Here is a 12,653-nt window from a genome sequence, read left to right as displayed (position 1 = left end):
TTAAAAACTAACTTTTAATTTAAAAGGGATTAACAACATGAAAACTAGAGCAACATTTAAGACGAATATGGTCATGGCTTGCACCGCGTTGGCATTGGCTGGCATGGCGCAAACAGCTTTTGCAGAAGATGAGGCTGCAGAGTACACCTTCTTGGACTCAATCAAAGAAGGTAAGCAAATGACTAACTTTCGTTTGCGCTACGAGAATGTGAATCAAGAAGCATATGCGAATGGTAAGAGGCTGGATACTGGGGAGGCATTTACTTTGCGCAGCTTGATTGGCTGGCAAACTGCCCCATACAAAAACTTCAGTATCGGTGCTCAAATTACAGATGTACATGAGTTTAACGATAGCTTTAACGACCGCAGATACAATACGCCAGAGCATAACAATGGCACAGCAAATGCGAGCTTGGATAAGGCGCGCTACCCGAATATCGTAGATCCTGGCTTTACCGACATTAATCAGTTGTATGTAGATTGGACCGGCATCAAAAACACTAAACTGCGTGTAGGCCGCCAACAGGTGAATCTAGACAACGTACGTTTTATCGGTGATATCGGTTTCAGACAAAACATGCAGGTGTTTGATGGTGTTTCTGTGATGAACAAGAGCATTTCTGATGTAGAGCTGTTCGCTGCGCACTTTGATAATGTGCGTCAAATCACCACTAAAGATCGCCGTGGCAATATTGAAATTGTAAATGCTAAATATCGAATTTCACCATCAGAGTCAGTGATTGGCTATGGCTACTTGGTCGATATGGAAAACTTGGCACAAAACGGTGGTAACCCGACTCAGGCTGGTACTGTAGCACAAGGTGGTAACGGCTTAGGTGGTAGTGCAGATATTCCAGCAAGTGGAACTAATTACAAACCATCTTTAACCGATGCTAGCAGTAAAACCTTTGGTTTGCGTTTAGATGGTGTGCGTCCAATCAACCCAGACTGGAAAGTGCTCTACACAGCAGAGTATGCCAAACAAACCGATTATCGTGGCGGCAGTTCATTAATTGATGCGTATTACTTCAAACTTGGTGGCGGTGCAGCTTACGGTGCATGGTCAGTGCGTTTTGATCACGAAAAACTCTCTAGCAACGATGGTAAATATGCATTCCAAACACCGCTAGGTACTAACCACTTATTCCAAGGTTGGGCTGATCAGTTCTTAACCACACCACGCCAAGGTATTGAAGATAGCTTTGTGACTGTGGCTGGTGCAATTGATAAAGTGAAACTTTATGCTGAGTACCACGTGTTCATGTCTGATGAGAAGTTCCAAACGGTAGGTACCAATAAGTTTGGTGATAAATACGGTACGGAGTTTGATGTAAGTGCAACCTATGCATTCAATAACAACCTGACCGGCAAGCTTGAGTATGCAAACTTTAGAGAAAGTGATGTATATGGCAATAATCTAAAAGGTGCTGCACGCAAAGGTGATAAAGAAATCATTTGGGCCACTGCGATGTACACATTCTAAGTATTGCACCAAAGTAGTAAATGTAGAATAAATGCACCATTATGGAATCCCATAATGGTGCATTAGCACTGTTAGAGAGCCTGCCTTAAAAAAGTGCCAATTGGCTATAAAAAATAAGTATTTGTTTTTAATGATAAAAATTATTTCATTAAAATGTGAAACTTGGCATGAATCCTGCCTATATGAGGGCAGGGTGACAATTTAGATTAATGATGGTGAAAACATGCAAAAGATGAAATTAGTAGTAGTTGGTAACGGTATGGCCGGGATGCGTACAGTGGAAGAGTTGCTGAAAATAGCACCCGATCTTTACGATATCACCGTGTTTGGTGATGAGCCTTACCCTAATTACAACCGCATTATGTTGTCTCCGGTGCTTGCAAACGAGCAAACGATTGATGACATCATTTTAAATACCAGAGAGTGGTATGCAGAGAACAATATCACCTTGCACACGAGTGCACGGGTGAACAAGATCGACCGTAAAAACCGTGTGGTTTATACAGAAGACGGCGTGAGTGCTAGTTATGATCGCCTATTAATTGCGACAGGCTCTAAGCCTTTTATGCCGCCAGTGCCTGGTAATGAGTTTGAAGGTGTGTTGGGCTACCGTGATATTAAAGATACCAACGACATGATTGAGGCTGCCAAAGTCTATAAACATGCAGTGGTGATCGGTGGTGGTCTATTAGGCCTAGAGGCTGCGAATGGCCTCAAGATTCAAGGTATGGATGTTACTGTAGTGCACAAGAATGAGTGGCTGTTAGAGCGTCAGTTAGATAAAACTGCGGGTGGCATGCTACAAAAAAACCTTGAAGCTAAAGGCTTGAATTTCTTATTGAAAAAGAATACAGAGCAGTTGGTTGGCGATGATAAAGGTCGCGTGAAAGCGGTAAGATTTAGTGATGGCCAAGAAATCCCGGCAGACTTAGTGGTCTGGGCGGTAGGTATCCGTCCAAATTATGCATTGGCAGAGTCAGCTGGCATTTACTGTAACAAAGGTATCGTGGTGAATGACACCATGCAAACTTATGACCCACGCGTATATTCAGTGGGCGAGTGCGTAGCGCACCGTGGTATTTCATACGGTTTGGTAGCACCATTGTTTGAAATGGCGAAAGTTTGTGCCACACACTTGGCTAACTTTGGTATTGGCCAATATAAAGGATCAGTGACATCAACAAAACTTAAAGTAACTGGCATTGATTTATTCAGTGCGGGTGACTTTATGGGCGGTGGTGACACAGAAGAAATTGTTTTGCACGACGCAGTTGGTGGGGTTTACAAAAAGCTCATCATCAAAAATGACAAAATCGTTGGTAGCGTGCTTTATGGGGATACCACGGATGGTTCGTGGTATTTTCAAATGCTTAGAGATGGCAAGGCGATCCATGAGATTCGCGACCACTTGATGTTTGGTCAAGATAGCCTTGGCAACACTGGTCACCAAGGCCAGGATAAAGCAGCAGCCATGACCAACGAAATGGAAGTGTGCGGCTGTAACGGTGTGTGTAAAGGCACCATCGTTAAAGCAATTCAGGATAAAGGTTTATTCACGATTGATGACGTGAAAAAACAAACTAAAGCGGGTTCAAGCTGTGGTTCTTGCGTAGGCTTGGTTGAGCAGATTCTTGCCTCTACCTTAGGTGGCGGTTACGCACCTCCATCCAGCAGCAAAGCTGTGTGCGGCTGTACCACGAAAAACCACGAAGAAGTACGTGCGGAAATCCGTACTCATAAATACTTGAGCATCCCGGATGCGATGCAAGGCATGGCTTGGTCTACACCAAACGGCTGTGCAACTTGCCGTCCAGCGCTTAACTATTACTTGCTATCAACATGGCCACACGAGGCTAAGGATGATCCGCAATCACGCTTTATTAACGAGCGCGTGCATGCCAATATCCAAAAAGATGGTACCTACTCAGTGATTCCACGTATGTACGGTGGCGTTACTACCCCAGACCAGCTACGTAAAATTGCTGACGTTGCAGATAAATATGCAGTGCCTATGGTTAAAGTAACCGGCGGTCAACGTATCGACTTGTTAGGCGTGAAAAAAGACGACCTAGTGGATATGTGGAAAGACCTCGACATGCCATCTGGCTATGCTTACGGTAAATCTATCCGTACCGTTAAGACTTGTGTAGGTTCTGAGTTCTGCCGCTTTGGTACACAAAACTCTACCCAATTAGGCATTGATATCGAAAAAGCGTTTGACCATATGTGGGCACCACATAAAGTGAAGTTTGCGGTTTCAGGATGCCCACGTAACTGTGCTGAGTCTGGCATTAAAGACGTTGGTATTATCGGTGTGGATTCAGGTTGGGAAATCTACGTAGGCGGTAATGGCGGTATCAAAACCGAGGCTGCTCACTTCTTATGTAAAGTGAAAACTTCAGAAGAAGTCATGGAGTACTCTGGCGCATTTATCCAGATTTACCGTGAAGAAGCGCGTTATTTAGATCGTACCGTGCACTGGATTGAGCGTGTAGGTTTAGAGTATGTGAAACAGCGTGTGTTGGAAGACGCTGAAGGCCGTAAGGCTGCGTACGAGCGCTTGATTTACGCATTGCAAGGTGCATCAGACCCTTGGGCTGAGCGCGTGAACAACCGCGAGCAACATAAAGAATATGAAACAATTACTGTGTAATATTTTGTTTAAAGATTAGGAAACGACATAATGAAGTCTAGTTTTTGGAAAGCAGGTCATACCCCGACCTTATTATCAGCCTTTTTGTATTTTGATTTGAGCTTTATGGTGTGGGTAATGTTAGGCCCGTTAGCAGTGCAAATTGCGACAGACCTGCAACTGACACCGGCGGAAAAAGGTTTGATGGTGGCAACACCTGTGCTGGCGGGTGCGCTGTTACGTATCGTAATGGGTGTTTTGGTTGACCAGATCAAACCTAAAATGGCAGGTTTGATTGGCCAAGTGATCGTAGTGGTGAGCTTGCTTACCGCATGGCTGCATGGCCTACAAACCTTCCAGCATGCGTTAATGCTGGGCTTGGGTTTAGGTTTTGCTGGTGCGGCATTTGCGGTGGCACTGCCTTTGGCCAGCCGCTGGTATCCACCAGAGCACCAAGGTACTGCATTAGGTATTGCTGGTGCAGGTAACTCAGGTACTGTTTTTGCTGCATTGTTTGCTCCTAGCTTAGCGGTGGCTTATGGCTGGAATAACGTATTCGGTCTAGTGTTGATTCCATTAGCTATCGCTATGTTTGTTTACCTGGTTTTTGCTAAAGATGCGCCTGATGCACCGCCTGCAAAATCATTGAGCCAATACATGATGATTCTTAAAGACAAAGACGCTTGGTGGTTCATGTTCTTCTACAGTGTTACTTTTGGTGGCTTTGTGGGTTTGGCTTCATCATTGACCATTTACTTTAATGACTTGTATGCATTAGGCCCAGTGGTGGCAGGTTACTGTACTGCAGCTTGTGTGTTTGCCGGCTCATTGGTGCGCCCATTCGGCGGCTGGTTAGCTGACCGTGTTGGTGGTATCCGTACTTTATTAACCATGTACATCCTAGCTGCCATCTTATTGGTGATTATGAGCTTTGGTCAGCCGACTTACCAATCAGCATTGATGGTGATTATTCCAACCATGGCAATCTTGGGCATGGGTAATGGTGCGGTGTTCCAGTTAGTGCCACAACGTTTCCGTAAAGAAATCGGTGTGATGACTGGTCTGGTAGGGATGGCAGGCGGTGTAGGTGGCTTCTACCTGGCTTCTAGCTTGGGTGTAATTAAACAAGCAACCGGTAGCTACCAAGTAGGCATCCTGATTTTTGCTGGACTAGCTGCTTTAGCAGTATTAGGCTTGACTGGTGTTAAAACACGCTGGCGTACAACTTGGGGTGCAGCTACAACTGCTAAAGTGTAAGCGCGCCAAGATTAGCTATAAACGCTAAAGTAAGGTATAACCCCAAGGCATCAAGCTTAGTAGCAAAGTAAAATATGTCACTTAAATTCACTGTTGGTCAGTCTAGCCTTACCGGGCCTAGAACACGTAATGAAGATTATGTTGGAGTAGTAACGCCGTCAGGTGAGCAGTTAAGTGTCAAAGGTGCGCTGTTTGCCATCGCTGATGGTGTGAGTGGCAATGCCGGTGGTGGTGAAGCTTCTGAGATGACGGTACGTACTGTCACTACAGATTACTACGCCACACCGGATACCTGGGAACCATTCACCGCGCTCGATAAAGTGCTGGTGGCGGCTAATCGCTGGTTAATTGCACAGGCTAACGCCAACAGCGCGATGGCTGGCATGGCAACCACCCTGTCTTTATTGGTATTGCGTGGTCAGCGTTATTACGCTGCACATGTTGGCGATACACGTATCTACCTATTACGCAATGGCGTATTAAAGCAACTGACCACAGACCATGTGTGGGACAGGCCAGATATGCGCCACGTGTTAAAGCGCGCGGTAGGTTTAGATCGCCATCTTGAAGTGGATTTTTCTGAAGGTGCGCTGCAAGAAGGTGATGTGTTTGCGCTAATGAGCGATGGCGTGTGGGATAGTGTAGGTGAGCAAACCATCCATAAGGTGCTGGGCTTATACAACAACCCGCAAATGATGTGCGATCATCTGACTAAAGCCGCGATTGAAAAGGGCAGTCAGGATAACTCCACTGCAATTGCGTTAAGAGTAGAAGCGCTGGGCGAAGATACTTTACTTGAGTTGTTAGCCGGCGGCAGACATTTAACGGTGCCAGATAAGCTCAATGTGGGTGACATCATTGATGATTTTGAAGTGCTGGAAAACATGTATGAGTCACGTGCCAGTCTGCTTTATAAAGTCAGGCACACGACGACTAAACAGTTCTTTGTACTGAAAACCTTACAGCCTGCGCTGGCAACTGACACCGAGAGCTGCAATGGTCTGTTGAATGAAGAGTGGCTGGCGAAACGTGTGGTTTCACAGTATGTGCCGCAGGTATTCCCGGTCTCTGTAGAAAAGCGCAGCAAGCTTTACTATGTGATGAGCTGGCATGAAGGTTCAACCTTGCAGCAGCGCATAGATAGCGGACATCACTTTACGGTGGCTGGTATTGGCAAAGTAGGCGTGGATATGATGCGCGGTATCGGCGCCTTGCATCGTCTAAATATCGTACATCGTGACATTAAACCTGCGAACGTGCATCAAGGCAGTGATCAACGCCTGCGTATTTTAGATTTAGGGGTTGCACTTAGCATGCAGACTTCTAAGTCAGATGTAGTGCAAAACCCGGGCACGCCTAGCTATATGGCGCCAGAATTGTTTGAAGGGGCCGTGGCAACGCCACAAAGTGATATTTATGCAGCGGGCGTTACGTTGTATCATCTACTGACACGCAAGTATCCGCATGGTGAAATAGAGCCTTTTCAGAATCCAAAGTTTGGTACTCCAACTGCCCCAACCAGATACCGTCCAGATATCCCGTACTGGTTAGAGAATATAGTGCTAAAAGCCATTGCAACCGATCCTAAGCAGCGTTTTGAAACTGCTGAAGAAATGTTGATAGCTTTAGAGCATGGCGAATTAAAGCCCATTTTGCCACCGGCCCGCACACCATTGATTGCACGCGCTAGGTTGGTTAAGTGGCAATGGATAGCGATATTTTCGCTTATCTTGAATTTTTTATTGATTTATTTATTAGCTGTTTCATGATTCAACTTGATATAAAGGTAGGACTAAAATGAGTAATTGGGTAAGAGTTGCACCTCTTGAGGAAATCCCTAAATTAGGCGCACGTGTTGTGCGTAGTAAAGACGTTGATATCGGTGTGTTCCGTTTAGAAGATGACCGCATCTACGCTGTAAATAATAGCTGCCCACACAAAGGCGGCCCATTGTCAGAAGGTATTGTGTACGGCGACAGAATCGCCTGCCCATTACATAGCTGGAAAATCAGCTTGGTAGATGGCAAGGCAGATGAGCCGGATGTAGGCGAAACTGCATGTTTTAATACTAAGATTGAAGATGGCGTAGTTTATTTAGAATTAAAAGAGTAATTGACTTGATTAAGCAAACTAAAAGTACCTGTTGTTATTGCGGCGTAGGCTGCGGGGTGATTATTCACTCTGAAAACGACAAAATTATCGATGTTAAAGGTGATCCGAACCATCCGGCCAACTTTGGGCGTTTGTGTACCAAAGGCTCTACGCTGCATCTGTCAGCTAAGCTGGATAATCGCCTGCTATACCCAGAACTGCGTACTAACCGTGATTTACCACGCAAGCGCGCGACATGGGATGAGTCACTAGACTTAGCGGTTGAGAAGTTTGCTAAAACTATTGAAACACATGGTCCTGATAGCGTTGCTTTTTATCTTTCCGGGCAGTTACTCACTGAAGATTATTACGTCTTTAACAAACTGGCTAAGGGCTTGATTGGTACGAATAACGTAGATACTAACTCGCGTCTGTGCATGTCGTCTGCCGTCGCAGGTTATAAAGTGACCTTAGGTGCAGATGCACCGCCTGCCTGTTATGAAGACATCGATCATACCGAGTGCTTATTCATTGCCGGCTCCAATACAGCTTTTGCGCATCCGATCATTTATCGTCGGATTGAAGATGCCAAAGCAAAGAATCCTAATTTAAAAATAGTAGTGGTTGACCCACGCCAAACCGATACCGCCAAGGCTGCTGATTTGCACTTAGCAATTTTGCCGGGTACGGATGTCGCATTATTTAACGGCATGTTGCATGTCATGCTATGGGAAGGTATGTTGAACCATGCCTATATCGAGCAATACACCAATGGCTTTGCAGAGCTAAAAGAAACCGTACGTGAATACACGCCTAAAATGGTAGCTGATATTTGCGGTATTAAAGAGGCAGATATTATCACTGCCGCTAAATGGTTTGGCAAAGGCCCTAGTCTTTCTATGTACTGTATGGGTTTGAACCAGTCTGTGCACGGTACAGAAAAAAATGCAGCGCTGATTAACCTGCATTTGGCCACTGGGCAAATCGGTAAACCGGGTGCTGGACCGTTCTCGCTGACAGGTCAGCCTAATGCCATGGGTGGGCGTGAGGTGGGCGGTATGGCTACGCTGATGTCTGGCCATAGAGATTTAGCTAATGCTGAGCATCGCGCAGAAGTCGCTGACTTATGGGGCGTAGATAGCGTGCCGGAAACACCTGGTAAATCAGCCATTGAGATGTTTGATGCGGTAAAAGAGGGCAGTATTAAAGCCATCTGGATTGCCTGCACTAACCCAGCACACTCTATGCCAGACCTGAATAGTGTGCTGGAGGCCTTGGATACCGCTCAGTTTGTGGTAGTACAAGATGCTTTCAATAATACCGAAACCGCAAAATATGCCGATGTGCTGCTGCCAGCAAGCACATGGGGCGAAAAAGAAGGTTCAGTGACCAATTCAGAGCGCCGTATTACGCGCGTGAACCCTGCTGTGGCAACGCCTGCGGAAGCGCGCCATGACTGGGCAATCGCAGTAGACTTTGCGCAGCGTCTAGAGCAAAGGCTTGCGAAAGGTAGCGCTTTATTTCCTTATAGCACTACAGAGCAAATCTTTAACGAGCACCGCGAAACCACACGTGGACGCGACCTCGATATTACAGGCTTAAGCTACGACTTGCTTAACGAGCAAGGTCCACAGCAATGGCCGTTTAAAGAGGGCGATGCTAGTGGTAAGGCACGTTTGTATGCCGACGGCGTGTTCCAAAAGCCTGATGGTAGAGCGCAGTTTGTGAATGCTGTTTATAAAGCGACGGCGGATAAAACCGATGCACGTCATCCATTACACTTGCTTACTGGCCGATTACGCGATCAGTGGCATGGCATGAGCCGCACCGGTAACGTTGCGCAGCTGTTTAACCATGCAGAAGAGCCAGTGATTCAGATGAACGCTGACGACATGATGCGCCGTTCTATTAACAATGGCGACATCGTTAAAGTCAGTAACAAGCGGGGTAGCCTAGTATTACCGGCTCAGGTGTCAGATGAGGTAAGACCATCACAAACTTTTATTCCGATGCACTGGGGCAGCCAGTATATGAATGGTTTGGGTGTGAATGCGTTAATGCCGCCAAGTTTTGACAAAACCTCTAAACAGCCAGAACTCAAACACACCGCGATTAAGCTAGAGAAGTTAGAGTTGCCTTGGCGGATGACGGTGATGCGCACCATCCATAATCTGGAGGTGCTGCAAAAAATCAGAGGTTTCTTATCGCACTTTGAATACGCCAGCTGTGGGCTGTTTGGTCGCCAGACCGAAACCCATAGCGGCATGCTTATCCTGCGAGCTGCACATACGGAGGCGCCGGATGCACAGATGATTGAAGAGATTGATGCGATACTCGGTATGACTGGTGATGCACCTTTACTCAATTATCTGGATGCTAAACGTGGTATCAGTAAGCGTATTCTGGTTGAAACCAATTTGGAAAATAAAGCCGAAGTGACAGGTGTAAGGTTGGTTGGTGAGACCCTGGCGACTGCATGGCTTAAAGACGTGATGGGTACCGGTGAGTTTAGCCCAGAGCTACGCCGTTGGGCGTTGGCACCGTTAAGTGCGCCGCCAGCTGGTCAGCGTAGCCGCGGTAAGATTGTATGTAACTGCCTAGATGTTGCCGAAAACGAAATTATCGACAATATTCAGTTGGGTGCAGATTTGATTACGCTACAGAACAAGCTTAAATGCGGTACGCAGTGTGGCTCATGTGTGCCTGAGTTAAAACAATTGGTACGTATCTATGCTAAAAATTAAGGCTAAAGCACGTTAGCTAAAAAAAAAGCGCACTGCGATGTAGTGCGCTTTTTTATTTTTAAGCTGCTTGTCTCATGGTAATCAAATTGAATCGCTATTTCCAATACAGGCTAGAACTGTTCCATCACTAATTTTTTTACCAGCGGTGCTAGTGCTTCCGGTAATGTTGTCATGGATAAAATAAACTGATGCGCTTGTGGTGAGGTTTTACGTAGAGATTTAACCAATATATCTACGAACTTTGCTTCTTCGTAGTCGCTGTGCGTGGCGACAAACTGCGCAAGATAGTGCTCAAGGAAGACTAATACGATGACATCTTCCAGTGTCTGCGCTTCAAGGTTGGTTCTTGGCAGTTCTTTTTTTACCAATGCGCATACATGGTCAATTGTCGCTGCATCATAGGCAAGTTCGCTCAGAATACTGCGTGCGGTATCAGCATGAAACGACTTTAGTGCATTGCGCCATTGGTGGTATCCCGGCTTGGTCATTGGGTAGTCGCTACGCGGTGTTTTCCAACGGCCGATATGCTGGCATCTTGCTGCCAGCAACAGCGCCTCAGAAGCCTCTGCACTGTAGCGTTTGAGCATCTCCGTCATGCGCTGTGCATAAACTAACTCTTTAGGCTGGCTGGCACCGGTCATATCTTCCAGGTTGGGGTCTAAAGCATTAAATGCGTCAAAGCGCGCGATGGCTTGGTCAAACTGTGATGGATTAGATATATTCATGGGCGGTAGATTTGAAGGCTTAAGTTTTTAAAGTCTTGGGTTAAACAGGGGTATTGATTTTAGCGCATGCGAAGTGCGCATTTTGGTTGGTATCAGTTTTTATTGGCTTTGCCGGTAGCGGTTGGCTCAGGTGTTGCGGCCGTTGAATTGTCATGCCGTTTCAGCTTGTTTGCCGCTAATAATAACTGCGCTGCGAGCTTATCTTTTTCTTTCTGTTGCATACAGGCTAGCTCAACATTGTTTCTGACTTCTACAACAGTACCGCGCTGGTTGTAAACCTCGCTAATTAGCGCATGTGTCGGTGTGTCTTGCGTAGCCTCTAGCTGTTGTTCTTTGGTTTTACCTACCTGACGCTGCCACATGATTTTCTTGGCGGCATCGCCACGTTGTTTGCAATCAGCATCCACGACATATGGAGCTGGGGCTTTGGTTGGTTCAGGGTTAGTTACCGTTTTTGCCGCTGATTTCAATGGTTTGCTGTGGCTGTAGTTCAGGCATGGCGTATCTTGAAAGCTATTGCTGCTACAACGGTAGGTTGTGGCAGCAATAGCTGCCTGCGCACAGTATAGCAAAGCGCAGGCTAACAGATTCAGCAAAAACGGTTTCATCAATATGCGCTAGAAAGTTGCTAGTTGGCAATTGATTAGTGGTGGTGGCCGCCTGCACCGTGTACGTGTTGGTGGGCAACTTCTTCTTTGTTTGCACTGCGTACAGCTGTAATGGTTGCTGTGAACACAACGCGCTCACCAGCCCAAGGGTGGTTGCCGTCTACAATCACTTTACCATCTGCAATTTCTGTTACGGTGTATAGCACAACGTCGCCAGTTTCATCTTCACCTTCAAATTGCATGCCTACTTTTAGGTCTGCAGCAGGAAAAGCGCTCGCTGGCTCAATTTGTACCAACTCTTCGTCATACTCACCAAAAGCATCGGCTGGTTGTAAATCTACAACCACTACATCACCGATATTTTTGCCGTGCATAGCTTCTTCAACTTTTGGGAAAATGTTGTCATAACCACCGTGTAAGTACGCTACTGGCTCATTGCTTGATTCAAGCACATTGCCATCAGCATCTTTCAGTTCGTAAGTCATTGTGACAACAGTGTTCATTGCAACTTGCATGGTTAAATCCTCTAACTGGGTTTGTTGAAAATAATGTTGAAATTTTAATCTAAATTTCTGGAATAACTTAAATATAGGTGATATTTATTTTGTATCTACTGGTAAAACACTATTGGATAAAACCTGATTATTTTTCAGATAGTTAGCAATTAGTTTATCCAGTGCAGAGGCAAACGCTTGGCGATCACCCTGATTGAATGCAGATTGCCCGCTAATCTCCACACCATTGCTGCGTAGCTCTTCCATTAAGTTACGCATGCTTAAGCGTTCTTTGATGTTGGCTTCGGTATAGAGTTCACCGCGCGGGTTCAGCGCGTAGGCGCCTTTTTCTACTACCTGTGCCGCGAGCGGGATATCCGCGGTAATCACTAAGTCACCAGCCTGTAGGGCTAACACAATATGATTGTCAGCAACATCAAAGCCACTGGCAACCTGCACCGTCTTAATATAGGTGGAAGGTGGCGTGCGCAGAAACTGATTAGCCACCAGCGTGGTGGTAATCTTGGTGCGTTCTGCAGCCCTGAATAAAATTTCTTTTATCACAACCGGGCACGCGTCTGCATCTACCCATATCTTCATCGTATGCTGACTTTGTTTG

Annotated in this window: 10 protein-coding genes; 6 read left to right on the top strand and 4 right to left on the bottom strand. The window is 46.0% G+C overall.

The window, feature by feature from the left end; translation table 11 throughout:
- The first annotated feature begins 37 nt into the window (after positions 1-37).
- The 6 genes from MMOL_RS08380 (at position 38) to MMOL_RS08355 (ending at position 10,207) form a co-directional block, all read left to right on the top strand.
- Positions 38-1,483, top strand: a complete 1,446-nt coding sequence (locus tag MMOL_RS08380; protein WP_015832592.1) for an alginate export family protein — start codon at positions 38-40, stop codon at positions 1,481-1,483.
- Positions 1,484-1,706: 223 nt separating this feature from the next.
- Entirely contained in the window at positions 1,707-4,136 is a 2,430-nt protein-coding gene (gene nirB / locus MMOL_RS08375; RefSeq protein WP_015832591.1) for a nitrite reductase large subunit NirB, read from the top strand.
- A 30-nt stretch (positions 4,137-4,166) separates the two neighbouring features.
- The gene (locus MMOL_RS08370) at positions 4,167-5,372 is read left to right on the top strand and encodes a nitrate/nitrite transporter (RefSeq protein ID WP_015832590.1); all 1,206 of its coding nucleotides are present in this window, start codon (positions 4,167-4,169) and stop codon (positions 5,370-5,372) included.
- Positions 5,373-5,446: 74 nt separating this feature from the next.
- Complete coding sequence (locus MMOL_RS08365; protein WP_015832589.1) at positions 5,447-7,141, top strand: bifunctional protein-serine/threonine kinase/phosphatase; 1,695 nt, start codon at positions 5,447-5,449, stop codon at positions 7,139-7,141.
- 28 nt (positions 7,142-7,169) lie between these two features.
- The gene (gene nirD / locus MMOL_RS08360; RefSeq protein ID WP_015832588.1) at positions 7,170-7,484 is read left to right on the top strand and encodes a nitrite reductase small subunit NirD; all 315 of its coding nucleotides are present in this window, start codon (positions 7,170-7,172) and stop codon (positions 7,482-7,484) included.
- A gap of 5 nt (positions 7,485-7,489) precedes the next feature.
- Positions 7,490-10,207: a nitrate reductase gene (locus MMOL_RS08355; protein WP_015832587.1), complete on the top strand. Its 2,718-nt coding sequence runs from the start codon at positions 7,490-7,492 to the stop codon at positions 10,205-10,207.
- A gap of 110 nt (positions 10,208-10,317) precedes the next feature.
- Here MMOL_RS08355 and MMOL_RS08350 read toward each other — a convergent pair whose 3' ends face one another.
- The 4 genes from MMOL_RS08350 to MMOL_RS08335 all read right to left on the bottom strand — a co-directional run bounded on the left by MMOL_RS08350 (position 10,318) and on the right by MMOL_RS08335 (position 12,634).
- Positions 10,318-10,932 carry a DUF4202 domain-containing protein gene (locus tag MMOL_RS08350; RefSeq protein WP_015832586.1) on the bottom strand — a complete coding sequence of 205 codons (615 nt, stop codon included), beginning with the start codon at positions 10,930-10,932 and terminating at the stop codon, positions 10,318-10,320.
- A gap of 92 nt (positions 10,933-11,024) precedes the next feature.
- Positions 11,025-11,540, bottom strand: coding sequence for a hypothetical protein (locus MMOL_RS08345; RefSeq protein ID WP_015832585.1), 516 nt, complete (start codon positions 11,538-11,540; stop codon positions 11,025-11,027).
- A gap of 35 nt (positions 11,541-11,575) precedes the next feature.
- Positions 11,576-12,055, bottom strand: a complete 480-nt coding sequence (locus MMOL_RS08340) for an FKBP-type peptidyl-prolyl cis-trans isomerase (RefSeq protein WP_015832584.1) — start codon at positions 12,053-12,055, stop codon at positions 11,576-11,578.
- 84 nt (positions 12,056-12,139) lie between these two features.
- A complete protein-coding gene (locus MMOL_RS08335; RefSeq protein WP_015832583.1) occupies positions 12,140-12,634 on the bottom strand; it encodes a YaiI/YqxD family protein in 495 nt (164 codons plus the stop codon).
- Between the last annotated feature and the right edge of the window lie 19 nt (positions 12,635-12,653).

Source organism: Methylotenera mobilis JLW8, from assembly GCF_000023705.1.
Classification (GTDB): Bacteria; Pseudomonadota; Gammaproteobacteria; order Burkholderiales; family Methylophilaceae; genus Methylotenera; species Methylotenera mobilis.
Note: the sequence above shows the minus strand (reverse complement) of the source record. Positions and strands in the feature narration are given on the sequence as shown.

Excerpts from the sequence above, each read along its gene's own strand:
- MMOL_RS08380 (WP_015832592.1), top strand. The coding sequence starts at position 38 with ATGAAAACTAGAGCAACATTTAAGACGAATATGGTCATGGCTTGCACC.
- nirB (WP_015832591.1), top strand. The coding sequence starts at position 1,707 with ATGCAAAAGATGAAATTAGTAGTAGTTGGTAACGGTATGGCCGGGATG.
- MMOL_RS08370 (WP_015832590.1), top strand. The coding sequence starts at position 4,167 with ATGAAGTCTAGTTTTTGGAAAGCAGGTCATACCCCGACCTTATTATCA.
- MMOL_RS08365 (WP_015832589.1), top strand. The coding sequence starts at position 5,447 with ATGTCACTTAAATTCACTGTTGGTCAGTCTAGCCTTACCGGGCCTAGA.
- nirD (WP_015832588.1), top strand. The coding sequence starts at position 7,170 with ATGAGTAATTGGGTAAGAGTTGCACCTCTTGAGGAAATCCCTAAATTA.
- MMOL_RS08350 (WP_015832586.1), bottom strand. The coding sequence starts at position 10,932 with ATGAATATATCTAATCCATCACAGTTTGACCAAGCCATCGCGCGCTTT.
- MMOL_RS08345 (WP_015832585.1), bottom strand. The coding sequence starts at position 11,540 with ATGAAACCGTTTTTGCTGAATCTGTTAGCCTGCGCTTTGCTATACTGT.
- MMOL_RS08340 (WP_015832584.1), bottom strand. The coding sequence starts at position 12,055 with ATGCAAGTTGCAATGAACACTGTTGTCACAATGACTTACGAACTGAAA.
- MMOL_RS08335 (WP_015832583.1), bottom strand. The coding sequence starts at position 12,634 with ATGAAGATATGGGTAGATGCAGACGCGTGCCCGGTTGTGATAAAAGAA.